This is a genomic window from Streptomyces sp. SCL15-4 (assembly GCF_033366695.1).
In the GTDB taxonomy this organism is placed as follows: Bacteria; Actinomycetota; Actinomycetes; order Streptomycetales; family Streptomycetaceae; genus Streptomyces.
The window spans coordinates 7140102-7155241 of the sequence record NZ_JAOBTQ010000001.1; the positions used below are offsets into that span (position 1 = coordinate 7140102).

Genomic DNA, 15140 nt, shown 5'->3' on the forward strand with positions numbered 1-15140 from the left:
TCATGGTGGCCGGTCTGCTGACGGCGCCGTCGGCCGCCGTACGACGGCTGCCCGCGGCACCACGCCTGCTCACGCGGGCGGCGGCACCGGCGGTCGGCATGGCCGCCGGTGCCGCCGCCGGTACCGCGCGTGCCGGTGTGCGCGGCGCGGACGCCGCCGCCCGGGTCGCCCGGGTCGCCCGCAACGCGCTGCCCGGCGCCGGTACGCACTGGCGCTCCGGCGCCCGCGCCCATCTGGCCGTACGCCCCCTGGAACGGGACCTGGCACGGCACGCGGGCGGTACCGCGCAGCTGGCGCGCCGGATGGCCGAGGCGCTTCAGGAGCATCCCGACGTCCTGGTCGCCTACTGGGACCAGGGGCTGGCCAGGCTGGTGGTGACCGCGACCGGCGAGCAGGCCGCCGACCGGGTGCTCGCGCACGCGGCGGACCTGGCCGAACGGCACGGACTGGCGCTGGCCGGCGGGGACGACGCCGAGATCACCCACCCGGCCGACCCGGCCGGGGTGCGCGCCGCCGCGGCCACGCTCGCCGCCGACGCCGTCGGCATCGCCGTGGCCCTGACCGCCTACGGCCTGCGGCTGCCGCCCTCGCCGCGGATGGTGACCGCCGTCGTGACCCTGCTGCGGGAGAACCCGCGCTTTCGCTCGCGGCTGCGCGCCCGGCTCGGCGACTCCGGCATGGACCTCGCGCTGGCCTGCGCCAACGCGGCCGTGCACGGCGCCGGGCAGACCCCCGCCTCACTGATCCTGGACGGTGCCCTGCGCGCCTGCCAGATGGCCGAGACGCTGGCCCGCTCGGCCGCCTTCGACGCGGTGCACGACCAGCTGTGCGCCCCGCGGCGGATCAGTCTCGCCCCGGACGGCCCGCCCCGTCCGCCGCTGCACGTCTCACCGGCCCAGGAGTACGCCGCCCACGCCTCCGCCGGCAGCGTGCTGGGCGCGGCGGCCACGCTGCTGGTCAAGCACGACGTCGCCGAGGCCGCGGAGGCCGTGCTGGCCGGCTCTCCGAAGGCCGCCCGCTACGGACCGGCCGCCTTCCACGCCGTACTCTCCGGCACTCTGGCCCGCACCGGCGTACTGGTCCGCGCCCCGGAGCGGCTGCGCCAGCTGGAGATGGCCGGCACCGTCGTGCTGCACCCGGGCGCGCTGCGCACCGAGGACGGCGAGGCGGACCCGTGGGCCGAACCGGTGCTGGACGCCGCCCGCCGGGCCGGGCTGCGGGTCGTGCTCGTGGACGACGAGGCCCTGGAGGACTTCACCGGCCTCGCCGACCAGGTCGTCGACCCCCGCCGGCCGCTGGACGACGTCGTGTACGAGGCGCGCGGCGAGGAAGGCGCCGTCCTGGTCGTCGCGCGGGTGCGCTCGGCCGGCGACCACGACGTCCTCGCCGCCCTGCGCGCCGCCGACATCGCCCTCGCCCTGACCGACCGGGACGGCGCGGTCGTCTGGAGCGCGGACCTCCTCGCCCCGCACGGACTGCCCGACGTCTGGCGGGTCCTGACCGCGGTCCCGGCCGCCCGCAGGGTCGGCCGCCGCGCCCAGACGCTGGCCCGCTCCGGCGCCGCGCTGTCCGGGTTGCTCGTCGCCGTCGGCGAGTCCGGCGGACGGCGGGGCCGCCGCGCCATCCTGCCGGGGCTGCGGCGGCGCGCCGGTCGACGCCGGCGCCGCCACCGCGCTGCTGTCGGAGTGCGCGCCGCGCTCGGTGTGGCGGCGGCCCGCGCCCCGCACCCGCGTCCCCGGGTGCACTGGCACGAACTCGGCGCGGACGAGGCCCGCGACCGGCTGGCCCGGGAACCGGCCGCCGACGCCGGGACCGACGCGCCGGCCACCCGGATGCGCAAGGCGGCGAAGGGCGTCGTCGCGCATCCGGCCGCCGCGCCCGCCCGCTGGTCCTACCGGCTCGGCCGGGCCGTCCGGGACGAACTCCAGGACCCGCTCACCCCGGTGCTTGCCGTCGGCTCGGCGGCGTCCGCGATCCTCGGCTCGGTCGTGGACGCGCTGCTCGTCGTCGGCGCCCTCGACCTGAACGCCGTGGTCGGCGGAGTCCAGCGGCTCCGGGCCGAACGGGCGCTGTCCGGGCTCGTCGCGGAGCAGAAACAGAAGGCCCGCCTGGTGCCGCCGCCGGCCGAGGCCCCGGCGGGCGGCACCCGGACCGTGGAGGCGAACCGGCTGCGGCCGGGCCATGTGATCCAGCTCAAGGCGGACGACGTGGTGCCCGCCGACGCCCGGCTGCTGTGGCAGGAGGGCCTGGAGGTGGACGAGTCCGCGCTGACCGGCGAGTCGCTGCCGGTGGAGAAGCAGACCGCCCCCACCCCGCACGCCGCCGTCGCCGACCGGCGCTGCATGGTCTTCGAGGGGACGACGGTGGTGGCGGGGGAGGCCCGGGCCGTCGTGGTCGACATCGGCGATCGCACCGAGGCCGCCCGCGCCGTCCACCTCGCCGCGCGTACGCCCGCGGCCGGCGGAGTGCAGGCCAGGCTTCAGGAACTCAGCCGCAAGGCGCTGCCGCTGACCCTCGGGGGCGGCGCCGCGGTGACGGGACTGGCACTGCTGCGCGGCACCCCGATCCGCGAGGCGGTCAGCGGCGGTGTGGCGGTGGCCGTGGCCGCCGTGCCGGAGGGACTGCCGCTGGTGGCCACGGTCGCCCAGCTGGCGGCCGCCCGGCGGCTGAGCCGGGGCGGCGTCCTGGTCCGCACGCCGCGTTCGCTGGAGGCGCTGGGCCGGATGGACACCGTCTGCTTCGACAAGACCGGCACGCTCACCGAGAACCGGCTGCGCCTGGTGCGTACCGCCGACACCGGGGGCGCGGTCCACACCGTGGACGACGCCGGCGCCGAGGACACCGTACGGGCCGCCGCGCGGGCCTGTCCGCAGCTGGACGACGGCTCCGACCGGCCGGTGCACGCCACCGACGAGGCCGTGCTCGCCGCCGCGCCGCCCGACGCGGACTGGACCCGGCTCGCCGACCTGCCATTCGAGGCCGCGCGCGGATACGCCGCCGCCGTCGGCCGCGCCGGGGACGGCCCGTCCGTGCTGGTGGTCAAGGGCGCCCCGGAGACCGTGCTGCCCGCCTGCCCCGGGTTGCCGGAGCACGCCTTCGACACCGCCCACGCGCTGGCCGGGGACGGACTGCGGGTGCTCGCGGTGGCCGAGCGGCGGCTCGACGAGGGCGAGAAGGAGGACGCGGCCCTGGAACGGCCGCTGGAGAACCTGGAGTTCATCGGGCTGCTGGCACTGTCCGACGTACCTCGCGACACCTCCACGGCCCTCGTGAACGCGCTCAACGGGGCGGGCGTACGACCGGTGATGCTCACCGGCGACCATCCGCAGACCGCGCGGGCCATCGCCGCCGACCTGGGCTGGCCGGCGGACACCGTGGTGGTCACCGGCGACGAACTGGCCGCCGCCGACCGCGCGGCCCGGGCCCGGATGCTGCGCGACGCGGGCGTGGTGGCCCGGGTGGCGCCCGAGCAGAAGCTCCAGGTCGTGGAGGCGCTGCGGGACGCGGGGCGGGTGGTCGGCATGGTCGGCGACGGCGCCAACGACGCCGCCGCCATCCGTGCCGCCGACATCGGCGTCGGCATCAGCGCCCGGGGTTCGGCCGCCGCCCGCAACGCGGCGGACATCGTGCTGACCGACGACGATCTGACGGTGCTGGTCGACGCGGTCGGCGAGGGCCGCGCCCTGTGGCACAGCGTCGCCGACGCCATCGCCATCCTGATCGGCGGCAACGCGGGCGAGGTCGGCTTCGGCATCATCGGCACCCTGCTGTCCGGGCGGGCGCCGCTGTCCACCCGGCAGATGCTGATGGTGAACCTGTTCACCGACCTGTTCCCGTCGATGGCCGTGGCGGTGACGGAGAAGGAGGACGGGCAGGGCACCGTCCGGGCGCGCAGCGGATCGCCGGAGGACGCCGCCGTGGTGCTGGGCGCCCCGCTGCTGCGGCAGATCCGGCACCGGGCGCTGACCACCTGCCTCGGCGCGGTCACGGCCTGGCTGATCGGCCGCTTCACCCCGGGCACCGCCCGCCGCTCCAGCACCATGGCCCTGTGCGGGGTGGTCGGCACCCAGCTGGTGCAGACCCTGCTCGACCGGCGGGACAGCCGGCTGGTGCAGGTGACCTCGCTGGGCTCCGCGCTGGCGCTCGTCGCCGTGGTCCAGACGCCGGTCCTCAGCCGTGCGTTCGGCTGCACCCCGCTCGGCCCGGTGGCGTGGGCGGGCGTCGTCGCCGCGATCGCCCTGGCCCTGGCGGGCCAGCGGTCCCTGCCCCGCCTGGAGGAAACCGTGGCACGACTGCTGCCGGGCAGGTGACGGCCGGCGCGCCGCAACGAACGTGACCGGCAGGCCGACACGGCCGGGGCTCCGAGCGGTACTCACGGCGCCCCTGTTCGGCGCCTTCGGGTCGGTCGGACCGTGCCGCATACCCAGCCGGCACCGCGGGACCGCCGTAGTGCCCCGGCTCCGGGCGCGGCCCCGCCGGTGTGACGGCGGGGTCAGACGGAGCGGTGGTACTGGTCCGGTACCCGGATCTCCGCGCCCAGTTCGCGGGCGGCCTGCCGGGCCCAGGACGGGTTGCGCAGCAGTTCCCGGCCGAGCAGGACCACGTCGGCCTCGCCGTTCGCCAGGATCTTCTCCGCCTGCCCGGCCTCGGTGATCAGCCCGACGGCGCCGACCGGCAGCGGGGTCTCGGCCTTCACCCGGGCGGCGAACGGCACCTGGTAGCCCGGTCCGGTCGGGATGCTGACGCTGCTCGCGTTGCCGCCGGTGGAGACGTCGAGCAGGTCCACCCCGTGGGCGTGCAGATCGCGGGCGAAGCGGACCGTGTCGTCGGGGGTCCAGCCGGCCTCGTCCAGCCAGTCGGTGGCGGAGATGCGGAAGAACACCGGCTTCTGGTCGGGCCACACCTCGCGTACGGCGGCCACGACCTCCAGGGCGAACCGGACACGGTTGTCGTACGAGCCGCCGTAGGCGTCCGTGCGGTGGTTGGAGTGGGGGGAGAGGAACTCGTTGATCAGGTAGCCGTGGGCGCCGTGGATCTCGACGGCCTCGAAGCCCGCGGCCAGCGCCCGGCGCGCGGCGGCGGCGAACTGCCCGACGATCTCCTTGATCTCGTCGGCGGTCAGCTCGGTCGGCACCGGGTGGCGTTCGTCGAACGGGACGGCGCTGGGGGCGAGCGGCTGCCAGCCGTGCGCGTCCGGTCCGACGGGCGCGCCGCCCTTCCACGGCCGCTCGGTGGACGCCTTGCGTCCTCCGTGTCCGAGCTGGACGGCCGGCACGGTGCCCTGCGCGGTGAGGAACCGGGTGATCCGCCGGAAGGCCTCCACCTGGGTGTCGTTCCACAGTCCGAGGTCGTACGGGGAGATCCGGCCCTCGGGCGCGACCGCGGTGGCCTCCACCACGATCAGACCGGTGCCGCCGGCGGCCCGCGCCGCGTAGTGCGCGAAGTGCCAGTCGTGCGGGGCTCCGGCGAGCGGGCCCTCCGGCTCGGCGGAGTACTGGCACATCGGGGCCATCCATACCCGGTTCGGGATGGTCACTTCGCGCAGGGTGAGGGGCTCGAAGAGCGCGGACATGACGGACTCCATTTCGTCACGGGTGGCCTGATAGCTTCGTACGGCGTTCACCGTACTACGAGGAACGTGAAAGTACGAGACGTGTCAAACTACGAGACATCTCGTACGATGGTCGTCGTCGAAGAAGTCCCGCGACGAAGGGCGGTCGCCGTGACCGAGACAGCCACCACCGGACGCGCGCTGCCGCACCCGGACCGCGAGCACATCCGGCTGGAGTCCGTGCTGCACGCGCTCTCCGACCCGATGCGGTTGCAGATCGTGCGCGAACTGTCCGCCCGCGAAGAAGAGTTGACCTGCTCGCAGTTCGAGCTGCCGGTGACCAAGTCCACCACCACGCACCACTTCCGGGTGCTGCGGGAGGCCGGGGTCGTCCGGCAGGTCTACCGAGGGACGGCCAAGATGAACGGCCTGCGCCGGGACGATCTAGAGAGCCTCTTCCCTGGGCTGCTCGACAGCCTCCTCGCCGCGGCCGACCGGCAGGCCGGCCGGCTCGGTGACATCGGCCGAATTCCGGCCGCCGGCTGAACCACCCCGCACCGGAAGGTGGTTGAAGAGCAGGTTCAGCGCGATCGCGGACAGGCAGCCCGAGCTGATCCCGCTGTCCATCACGGTCTGGAACCAGTCCGGGAACCTGGCGTAGACCGCGGGCACGCCCACCGGGAGCATGCCGATCGCCACCGAGACGGCCACCACGGTCAGATTGCCGTTGTCCCGGAAGTCGACCCGGGCCAGCGTCCGCAGCCCGCTCGCCGCGACCGTCCCGAACATCACCAGCCCGGCCCCGCCGAGCACCGGCGCCGGGATCGCCGCGACCACCGCACCCAGCTTGGGCAGCAGGCCGAGCAGCACCAGGATGCCGCCGGCCGCGGCGACCACCCAGCGGCTGCGCACCCGGGTCATGCCCACCAGGCCCACGTTCTGCGCGAACGCCGTGTACGGGAAGGTGTTGAACACCCCGCCCAGCACGGTCGACAGACCGTCCGCGCGCAGCCCGTCGGCCAGCGTGCGCGGCTCGACCTTCCGCCCGGTCAGCTCGCCGACGGCGATCAGGTCACCGGCGGTCTCGGTCATCGTCACCAGGGCCACCACGAGCATGGACGCGATCGCGGACACCCGGAACTCGGGCGCCCCGAAGTGGAACGGCGTGCTGATGCCCACCCAGCCGGCGTCGGCGACCCCGCCGAAGTCGGCGACGCCGAGCGGCACCGCGACCGCCAGACCGGCGGCGATGCCGACGAGCACGGCGATCCGGGAGAGGAAGGCGGGCGCGAACCGCTGCACACCGAGCACCACGGCCAGCACGAAGCCCGCCAGCGCCAGGTTCCGCGGCGCCCCGAAGTCCTTCGCACCGGCACCGCCCGCCGCCCAGTTGCCCGCGACCGGCAGCAGCGAGACGCCGATGATCAGGATCACCGTGCCGGTCACCAGCGGCGGGAAGAAGCGCAGCAGCCTGCCGAAGACCGGTGCGAGCAGCGTGATCGCGAGGCCAGCGACGATCACGGAGCCGTAGATCGCGGGCAGTCCGCCGCCCGTCGTCCCGATGAGCACCATCGGCGACACGGCCGCGAACGTGCACCCCTGCATGACCGGCAGCCGCACCCCGAACCGCCGGAACCCGACGCACTGGATCAGCGTGGCGATCCCGCACACCAGCAGGTCGGCCGTGATCAGGTACGCCAGGTCGGCCGGCGGCAGTCTCATCGCGCCGCCCACGATCAGCGGCACGGCGACGGCGCCCGCGTACATCGCGAGCACGTGCTGGAGCCCGAAGGCGGCCAGTTGCCGGAACGGGGGTATCTCGTCGACGGGGTGCGCGGCTGCGGGCGTGGCCATGAGGTCTCCATCTGCGGCGGACGGGGAGCGGGATCCGGACATCGCGACATCCGGACAGGACGAGACCGTAAGGGCCTTGAACAGTTTGTTGATTTCAGGCCTGTTGCCGCTGTGTGTCCCGCCCGCCGGGAACGCCGGCCCCGGCCCGCCGCCCTCGGCCCGCCCCTCTCGCTACGGCACCCGTGCCGCCGCGAGCAGCGTGTCCCAGTCGGCCAGCTTGACCACGCCGCGCCCCAGCCGTGACCCCAGCTCGGCCTCGGCCCGCTCGATCGCCAGCCAGCCGCCCCAGGGCACGGGATCGGCGCCGGCCGCCCGCAGCGCGGCCACCGGATCGGCCGGCACGTCCGCGCGGGCCAAGGCGGGCGCGTCCGCGAGCAGCGAGGTCGCCGTCTCCTTGGCGCAGGGCCGGTTGGTGCCGATGACCCCGGTCGGCCCGCGCTTGATCCACCCGGCGACGTACTCGCCGGGAGAGGGCGCGCCGTCCCGCAGGACGCGGCCCTCCCGGTGCGGGACCGTGCCGCGCGCGGTGTCGAACGGCAGGCCCTCCAGGGCCACTCCGCGATAGCCCACCGAGCGCAGCACCAACTGCGCGGGCACGTCCTCGTACCGGCCCGTCCCCGCCACGCCGCCCAGGCCGTCCGGTGCCGTGCGCTCGAAGCGGACGGCACCCACCCGGCCGCCGGCTTCCAGCAGTTCCACCGGGCGCAGGAAGAACCGCAGCCGGATCCGCCGGGCGGCCGCCGCCACGGGCCGCGCCGCCCAGCCGCGCAGCACCTCCACATTGCGGCGCTGTCCGGCCGGCAGCGCGCCGGGGTCGGCCGGGTCGAGCGCCAGGTCGGCCTTGTCCACGGTCACCCCGGTGCCGGGAAGGCCGTCCAGCTCCCGCAGCTCCTTGGTGGTGAAGCGGGCCTGGGCGGGGCCGCGCCGGCCCACCATGTGCACCTCGGTGAGCCCGCTCGCCGCCAGCGTGTCCAGCGCGGCCTGCGGGATGTCCGTACCGCGCAGCTCCGCCGCGCCCCGGACCAGGATCCGGGCGACGTCCACCGCGACATTGCCGACGCCGACGACCACCGCCGACCGGACCCCACGCAGATAGCCCGCGTCCGCCGCGTCCGGGTGCGCGCTGTACCAGGAGACGAACCCGGTCGCCGGGAAGCTGCCCGGCAGGTCCTCGCCGGGGATCCCGAGCCGCCGGTCGGCGGCGGCGCCCACGCAGTACACCACCGCGTGGTACAGCCTCCTCAGCCGCTCCACCGGCAGGCCGCCGGGGCCGCCCACCCGGACCCCGCCGAGGAACCGCACCCGCTCGTGCTCCAGCACCGTCCGCAGGCTGCCCTGGAGGGACTTGATCTTCTCGTGGTCGGGTGCGACGCCGTAGCGGACCAGGCCGTAGGGACACGGCAGCCGGTCCAGGACGTCCACCAGGACCTCCGGATCACGCTGCACCAGGCTCTGGGCGGTGTAACACCCGCTCGGCCCGGATCCGACGACGGCGACACGCAGCACAGCGGTACTCCTTGCCCGAAGGAGGGGCGTGCGGACGGTTCCAGCATGGCACCGCGGAGGCCCGGCGGGCAGGGCCGGAGGAGTGATCCGGACCCGTCGCCGCTCGTCGGGACGCGCGAGCGTACGGCCGCGGAAGGCGCCGGAGGCGGCCTCTTCAGGACCGCTCCCGCCGCTCTCCCGTGGCGAAGAACCGGGACAGGTCCCCGTCCTCCGCCCCCGCGCCCGGCTCGTTCTCCGGCGGCACGCCCATCTCCCAGTCCAGCCCGTACCGCTGGAACAGCTCGGCCCGCAGCACCGGTACGGGCATCGGCACGCCCGGCACCAGTGTCGAGTACACCGCGCCCATCAACAGGGCCCGCAGCATCGGGTAGTCGGCCGAGACCGCCTGCGAGCCGTAGCGGGCGACGGTCTCGCCGAGCAGCTCCGCCAGCCGGCGCTGCTCCGGGCACTGCACGAAGCCCTCGGCGTGGAGCAGGCCCGCCATGTGCTGGCGCATCAACACCGGCCGGGCCCGGGCCAGGCCCAGGATCGCGTCGATGGCCCGGGCCAGCCGCTCCCGGCCGTCCTCGGTGTGCGGCTCCCGCTCCAGCGCCTCCTCCAGCGTGCGGTGCATCAGCCGGTGGACGGCGGACTGCACCAACTGGCGCTTGCCGGGGAAGTAGTACGACACCAGTCCACGTGCCGAACCGGCCCGGTCGGCGATGTCGCCCAGCGTCGTGGCCTCGAAGCCCCGCTCGCCTACCAGTTCGACGGCGGCCTGCAGCAGCCGTTCCCTGGAACGCCGCCGCAATTCTTCATTGACCGAAGCGCTGCGCGGGGACATCCTGTAACTCCTGCGTTGACTGGCTGCCAGCCAACTATACTCAACGCATCGGGGCACCCGTGTGCTTGCGGTCGCCCGGAGCAGCCGTCCGTCTGGGGCGACGCGGGGGATCGTCTCAGACGGACGGCATGGGGCGCCGCACGTTTCAAGCCCATCAGCACCGGCACCGGCAGCAGCCCGTCCGGACGTCGGCACACGGGCAGGTGGTCCACGAAGTACACCCGGCAGCCGAACGCGGCGCCGCCGTCCGCCGTCCTGCTGCCACCGGCGCCAATCCCGGCCGATGCCACTGGCCACCCCGACACCGCTCCCGCGCGGGTGCAAGGTACGCAGCACCTCGGGCGCGCCGGGGTACGGGTCCAGGCGGCCGGTGTCATGTGCCGTTCGTCCAAGGCGCCGTGGGGCACGGGGTCCGCGCCGCCCGGCAGCGCGCAGGCATCCTCCAACGCCTCGGTGCCGCACGTGAGTTCACCTTCGGGCGGGGTGAATCCGGTCTCGTCCGGGCGACTTCACCCGCGTCGGCGCGCCGGAGGCTCCGGCCGGTCCCGTGGCCACTCGTACACCAGCACGGCCAGCACCACCAGCAGCGCGCCGAACAGCCAGCCGCCGAGCACGTCCGAGGCCCAGTGGACGCCCAGCCAGACCCGGGTGATGCCCACGCCGGCCACCGAGACGACGGCCACCGCCGTCGCCGTACGCCTGAGGGCGCGGCCCGCGCCGCCGCGGCGCAGCAGCCACAGCAGCAGGCCGCAGACCACGGTCGCGGTCAGCGCGTGACCGGACGGGAAGGCCGCGTAGTGGGCGGAGTCGACGGGGTCCGGCCAGACCGGGCGGGGGCGGCCGACGGCGGCCTTCACCGACTGCTGCACGAGCGCGGCCAGCGCGACGGTGGCCGCCAGCCACCACACCGTCCACCAGGCGGCGCGGCGCCACACCAGCCACACGGCCGCCGCCGCGCACACCAGGCGCATGGTCAGCGGGTCCCACACCCAGTCCGTCAGCACCCGGAACACCCGGGTCACCGCGTGCTCGCGGACGGCCCAGCGGTGCGTGGCGCGGGCGATGTCGCCGTCCAGCGCGAGCAGAGGGTGCCAGCGCACCGCGACGAGGACGAGCAGCAGCACCGAGCAGACCCCGAGCACGAGGGCGGCCCGGGCGGCCGTGCGGTGCGGCGGCGCGGGGCCGGGGGAGGGCGGTGGCGGCGGAGAGGGGGCGGTGGGACGATCGCGCATGCCGCGATCTTTGTGGATACGGACGCCGCCGCCAAGCCCGGCAGGGCCGTCAGCGGAGCGGAGGCTTCCGAACCGGGGGCGGTACGAGCCTCAGCCCAGCGCCCGCAGTCCCGGGACCAGGGCCACCAGGACCGGGAGCACCGGTACCAGCGCGGCCGTCGCCGTCAGACGCAGGCGGTGCCGGGCGGGAAGGCGGCCTGGCGCGGTCAGGAGGCGGTCCACGCGGCGCGGCACGTGCGCCTGCGGGGCCGGCCCCGGGCCGAACACGCCCCGCTCCTCGTTGAGTTCGACCAGGGCCAGCGCGGTCGTCAGCCGGCCGAAGCGCCGGGAGGCGGTGTCGTCGGCGGCCAGTTCCACCAGCCGGTGCATCTCGTCGCGGAACGCGGTGAACACCGGCACCTGCGGGAACCCGCCCGCCAGCGCGGCCGAGCAGTGCAGCAGCCAGTCGTGCCGGGCCTGCGCGTGCCCCTGCTCGTGCGCGAGCAGCGCGTCCAGCCGGCGCCCCCTCAGCCGGCGCAGCGCGGCCGTGGTGACGACCAGCCGGGGCGCCGGGCCGGTCAGCCACCAGGCGTCGGGGCGGTCGTCCTCCAGCACCACCAGCCGCCCGCCCGTCGGCTCCTCGCCCGGCAGCAGCGGTGCCCGCACCAGCAGTCCGGCCCGCCGTCCGCGCCGCCGCGCCCGGGCCCGGCGGACCTCGCGGACCAGCATCGCCAGGCTCCACAGGCCTCCGCAGGCGAGCAGCACGGCGGTGGGCGCCGCCCAGGGTCCCGCGGTACCGAGGGCGTACGCGTCCACGACGCCGCGCGGCGCGGTGGCGAACACCTGCCCGCGCACCGCCTGCCAGGCCGCCGCCGCGCTGAGCGTCATCGACAGCGCGCAGCACAGCAGGACGGCCGCCACGACGCACTGCCAGACCCAGAGGGCGACGACCGGCTCGCGGTCCGGCCAGTCGGCCCGGGCCAGCAGCCTCGGGCCGACGACGGCGGTCAGGGCGCCGAGCAGCAGCAGGAGGAAGGGGACCATCATGGGCGGCACCCTATGAGCGGCAGGCCGTCCGGCGTACGGTCCCCGGGGCCGAAGTGACGTACACAACGCGCTTGTTGGGCAGTTCGTCGCCCGTCGCGCCGTCCTCACATCGCCAGCAGCATCGCCACCATGCCGATCCCCATCGACAGCCGGCACGCCCGGGCCAGTTCCGGGCGGTCGCCCCAGCCGTCCGGCCCCCTCGGGCCCACGGGGACGGCGGCGGGCACCAGCCGTGCGCCGGAGAGCAGCACATAGCCGGTGAAGTACAGCAGCAGGGCGCCGGTCAGCAGCGGGATGCCCGTGCCGCCGTGCCCGTGGTGGGCGGCGGGCGGAGCGCCGGACATCGCCACCGCCATGTAGACCATCGCCGCGCTGCCCACCAGGTGGTGCAGATGGCACAGGCCGCCGCGCACCGCCCACAGCGCGCGCAGCGTCGCCGCGCCGAACACGGCCGCGTACACCGGCCACGCCCAGCCCGGCGGCGTGAACACCGCCGCGGGCACGGCCATCGCGGCCATCCCGAAGCCCATCAGCGCGTCGCCGCCCGCGGCCCGGCGCTGCTCCGCCACACCGCTGCGCATCCGCAGCAGGCAGTAGGCCCCGGTCGCCGCGCACAGCGCCACCAGCAGCCAGGCTGTCGACACCGGTCCGTGCACGCGCACCTCCCGCTCGACGCTCGGTCCAAGGCGGCGCCCGACCCGCCCGCCCCAGGGACGCCATGCCCCGGCCCGGCGGAGCGCACGCGAGCGCAAGGGGGTACACGGGGAGCACTCGAAGGAGCACGGGCCGTTGTCCTGGGAGGTCTCATTATTTTACGAGTAAAACACATGCTAAATTAGTGGTATGAGCAGTGCCGCCCCCCACCGACTTCCGCTAGCCGGAGTGCTCCGCCTCGGCCGCCCCTCCGACATCTGGTTCAAGCCCGCGCTCAGCGTGATCGCCGCGGTCGCCCCGCCCAACCTCCTGCTGCTGGCCCTCGGCCGGCTCGATCTCGCCATGTACACCATGGCCGGATCGCTGTGCGCGCTCTACGGCCACAACCGGCCCTACGCCGCCCGCGCCCGCACCCTCGCCTGGGTGGTGCTCGGCATGGTCGGCGGTCTCGCCGTGGCCCTGCTCGCCTCGGCGCTGACCACGAACGCCGTCGTCCTCGTCACTGTCGGCGCCGTCCTCGCGGCGGCCCAGAAGACGGTGTGCGACGCCACCCGCGTCGGACCGCCCGGCAACGTGGTCCTCACCTTCATCAGCTCCGCCTCCCTCTTCGCCCCGCAGACCCCCGGCCAGCTGCCGGGACACCTCGGGCTGGCCCTGGCCGCCGGCGCCTGGGCCTGGCTGATCGGCATGGCACCCGGGCTGCTGCGCCCGCACGGCCCCGAGCGCCGCGCCACCGCCCAGGCCCTGAACGCCGCCGCCGCGTACGCCGCCACCCGCGGCACCGCCGACGGCCACGCCCGGGCCCGCGCCGCCTGCGCCGCCGCGATCCACGCCGCCTGGCAGTCGCTGCTCGCCGCCGGCGCCCGGCCCGACAGCACCCGGCGCGCCCTCGAACAACTCCTGGTCCGCGCCGAGGTCGCCCTCGCCGCGCCCGCCGACGCCGACCCCGCACGGCTGCGCGCCTGGTCCCACGCCCTGCGCGGCACCGGCCGGGTCCCGCGCGTGGAGCCGACGGGCGCGCTCGCCGACGAACTCCTCGGCGTCGCCGCCGAACAGGCCGCGCCGCCCCGCTCCCTCCGGCACCGCCTCGCCCCCCTCGCCCCGCTCGCCGTACGCACCGCGCTCGGCTGCGCCCTCGCCGGATACGCCGCCCTCGCCCTCGGCGTCGGCCGCCCCTACTGGGCGCTGGTCACCGCGGCCTCCCTCTACCAGGCCAACGTCACCCTCACCTGGAGCCGGGGCGTCCAGCGGGTCGTCGGCAACCTCGTCGGCGTCCTCGTCTTCGCCGCGCTCGCCCCGCTCACCCATCTGCACCCCGCCGCCCTGGTGCTGGTCTCGCTCGCCCTCAACTTCGGTGCCGAGGCGCTGATCGGCCGCAACTACTGGCTGGGCAGCGTCTGCGTCACCCCGATGGCCCTGCTGATCACCGAGTTCGCGCGCAGCCAGGACCCGGCCGAGCTGATCACCGACCGGATCGTGGACACCCTGATCGGCGCGCTGGTCGGCTTCGCCGCCGCCGTCGCCGTCACCAACCGGCGCGCCGGCGCCCGCCTGGACCACGCGCTGACCGCAGCCGAGCGCGCCCGCGAGCACGCCGCCCGCCTGCTGGCCGACCCGCACCCGCGGCCCCGCGCCCTGGAAGCCGCCCGCCGCACCCTGGCCGCCGCCCTGGTCGACCTGCGCGCCACGGCCGACGCCGCCGCCGGGGAGTGGTGGCAGCGCGCGCTGCCCGAGGAGCGGGTCGTGCTCACCGAGCAGGCCGGACACCGTACGCTCGCGGCGACGGTACGGCGCCAGGGGCTCCTGCCGGCGGACCGAGACGAGGACCCGGGCCGGGCGCCGGGCGGCGACCGGGACCCGGACGAGGCGACGGAGGACATACGGCCATGACGGCGACGAACGGCCAGGCGACGCCCGGAAGCGAAGCGACCGGTGCCCGGACCGGGACCGGCCCCGATCCCGCGCGCGGCGACACCGTCTCCGCCGTCGTCCGCCAGTGGCAGTCCGTCCACCCCCGGCTGGACACCGGGCCGATGGAGATCATCGGCCGGATCAACCGCTGCGCCGCGCTGCTCCAGCAGGCCGAGGACGCCCCGCTGCGCCGGGCCGGACTGAGCCGTGCGGAGTTCGACCTGCTCGGCGCGCTGCGCCGCACCGGCCACGAGCTGACCCCGGGGGAGCTGGCCCGGGAGACCTTCTCCTCCGGGGCCGCCGTCACCAAGCGGCTCAAGCAGCTGACCGAGCGCGGCCTGGTCGAACGGCGCGGCGACACCCGCGACCGGCGCGTGGCCCACGTCCGGCTCACCGACGCCGGCCGCGGCCTCGTCGACGGCATCCTTCCCGAGCAGCTCGCCTACGAGACGGCCGTCCTGTCCGTCCTGCCTCCCGGCGACCAAGGCGAACTGGCCGGGCTCCTCGCCGAGTTGCTGGGCCGCCTGGAGGGCCGGATGGGCGCGTTGCGGGCCTAGGGTCCACCGTCCGGATCGCGCCGGAC

At 75.8% G+C, this 15140-nt stretch carries 10 protein-coding genes and 1 pseudogene; 4 read left to right on the forward strand and 7 right to left on the reverse strand.

Annotated elements, in window-relative coordinates:
• The first annotated feature begins 2 nt into the window (after positions 1 to 2).
• Positions 3 to 4310 (forward strand): annotated as a pseudogene (locus SCK26_RS32165) (HAD-IC family P-type ATPase).
• 182 nt (positions 4311 to 4492) lie between these two features.
• Here the strand turns inward: SCK26_RS32165 and SCK26_RS32170 are convergent.
• Positions 4493 to 5572, reverse strand: a complete 1080-nt coding sequence (locus tag SCK26_RS32170; protein WP_318204856.1) for an NADH:flavin oxidoreductase/NADH oxidase — start codon at positions 5570 to 5572, stop codon at positions 4493 to 4495.
• Positions 5573 to 5680: 108 nt separating this feature from the next.
• Between SCK26_RS32170 and SCK26_RS32175 the strand changes: the two genes are divergently transcribed.
• A complete protein-coding gene (locus tag SCK26_RS32175; protein WP_412080873.1) occupies positions 5681 to 6097 on the forward strand; it encodes an ArsR/SmtB family transcription factor in 417 nt (138 codons plus the stop codon).
• Here SCK26_RS32175 and SCK26_RS32180 read toward each other — a convergent pair.
• From SCK26_RS32180 to SCK26_RS32205, 6 genes are all read right to left on the reverse strand, one after another.
• Entirely contained in the window at positions 5996 to 7405 is a 1410-nt protein-coding gene (locus SCK26_RS32180; protein ID WP_318204858.1) for a nucleobase:cation symporter-2 family protein, read from the reverse strand. The two genes, SCK26_RS32175 and SCK26_RS32180, sit on opposite strands and share 102 nt — an antisense overlap.
• A 171-nt stretch (positions 7406 to 7576) precedes the next feature.
• Positions 7577 to 8911: an FAD-dependent oxidoreductase gene (locus SCK26_RS32185; RefSeq protein ID WP_318204859.1), complete on the reverse strand. Its 1335-nt coding sequence runs from the start codon at positions 8909 to 8911 to the stop codon at positions 7577 to 7579.
• Between the two features lie 154 nt (positions 8912 to 9065).
• A complete protein-coding gene (locus tag SCK26_RS32190; protein WP_318204860.1) occupies positions 9066 to 9734 on the reverse strand; it encodes a helix-turn-helix domain-containing protein in 669 nt (222 codons plus the stop codon).
• Between the two features lie 509 nt (positions 9735 to 10243).
• Positions 10244 to 10966, reverse strand: coding sequence for a phosphatase PAP2 family protein (locus tag SCK26_RS32195; RefSeq protein WP_318204861.1), 723 nt, complete (start codon positions 10964 to 10966; stop codon positions 10244 to 10246).
• A 90-nt stretch (positions 10967 to 11056) separates the two neighbouring features.
• A complete protein-coding gene (locus SCK26_RS32200) occupies positions 11057 to 11992 on the reverse strand; it encodes a M56 family metallopeptidase (protein WP_318204862.1) in 936 nt (311 codons plus the stop codon).
• 104 nt (positions 11993 to 12096) lie between these two features.
• Entirely contained in the window at positions 12097 to 12648 is a 552-nt protein-coding gene (locus SCK26_RS32205; RefSeq protein WP_318204863.1) for a DUF5134 domain-containing protein, read from the reverse strand.
• Positions 12649 to 12835: 187 nt separating this feature from the next.
• Here SCK26_RS32205 and SCK26_RS32210 point away from each other — a divergent pair, with 187 nt between their 5' ends.
• Positions 12836 to 14536 (forward strand): FUSC family protein, encoded by a 1701-nt coding sequence (locus SCK26_RS32210; RefSeq protein WP_318204864.1) that lies wholly within the window; start codon positions 12836 to 12838, stop codon positions 14534 to 14536.
• Complete coding sequence (locus tag SCK26_RS32215) at positions 14533 to 15114, forward strand: MarR family transcriptional regulator (protein ID WP_318204865.1); 582 nt, start codon at positions 14533 to 14535, stop codon at positions 15112 to 15114. Before SCK26_RS32210 ends, SCK26_RS32215 begins: the two co-directional genes overlap by 4 nt.
• Positions 15115 to 15140 lie beyond the last annotated feature (26 nt).

Excerpts from the sequence above, each read along its gene's own strand:
- SCK26_RS32170 (WP_318204856.1), bottom strand. The coding sequence starts at position 5,572 with ATGTCCGCGCTCTTCGAGCCCCTCACCCTGCGCGAAGTGACCATCCCG.
- SCK26_RS32175 (WP_412080873.1), top strand. The coding sequence starts at position 5,681 with ATGGTCGTCGTCGAAGAAGTCCCGCGACGAAGGGCGGTCGCCGTGACC.
- SCK26_RS32180 (WP_318204858.1), bottom strand. The coding sequence starts at position 7,405 with ATGGCCACGCCCGCAGCCGCGCACCCCGTCGACGAGATACCCCCGTTC.
- SCK26_RS32190 (WP_318204860.1), bottom strand. The coding sequence starts at position 9,734 with ATGTCCCCGCGCAGCGCTTCGGTCAATGAAGAATTGCGGCGGCGTTCC.
- SCK26_RS32195 (WP_318204861.1), bottom strand. The coding sequence starts at position 10,966 with ATGCGCGATCGTCCCACCGCCCCCTCTCCGCCGCCACCGCCCTCCCCC.
- SCK26_RS32200 (WP_318204862.1), bottom strand. The coding sequence starts at position 11,992 with ATGATGGTCCCCTTCCTCCTGCTGCTGCTCGGCGCCCTGACCGCCGTC.
- SCK26_RS32210 (WP_318204864.1), top strand. The coding sequence starts at position 12,836 with ATGAGCAGTGCCGCCCCCCACCGACTTCCGCTAGCCGGAGTGCTCCGC.
- SCK26_RS32215 (WP_318204865.1), top strand. The coding sequence starts at position 14,533 with ATGACGGCGACGAACGGCCAGGCGACGCCCGGAAGCGAAGCGACCGGT.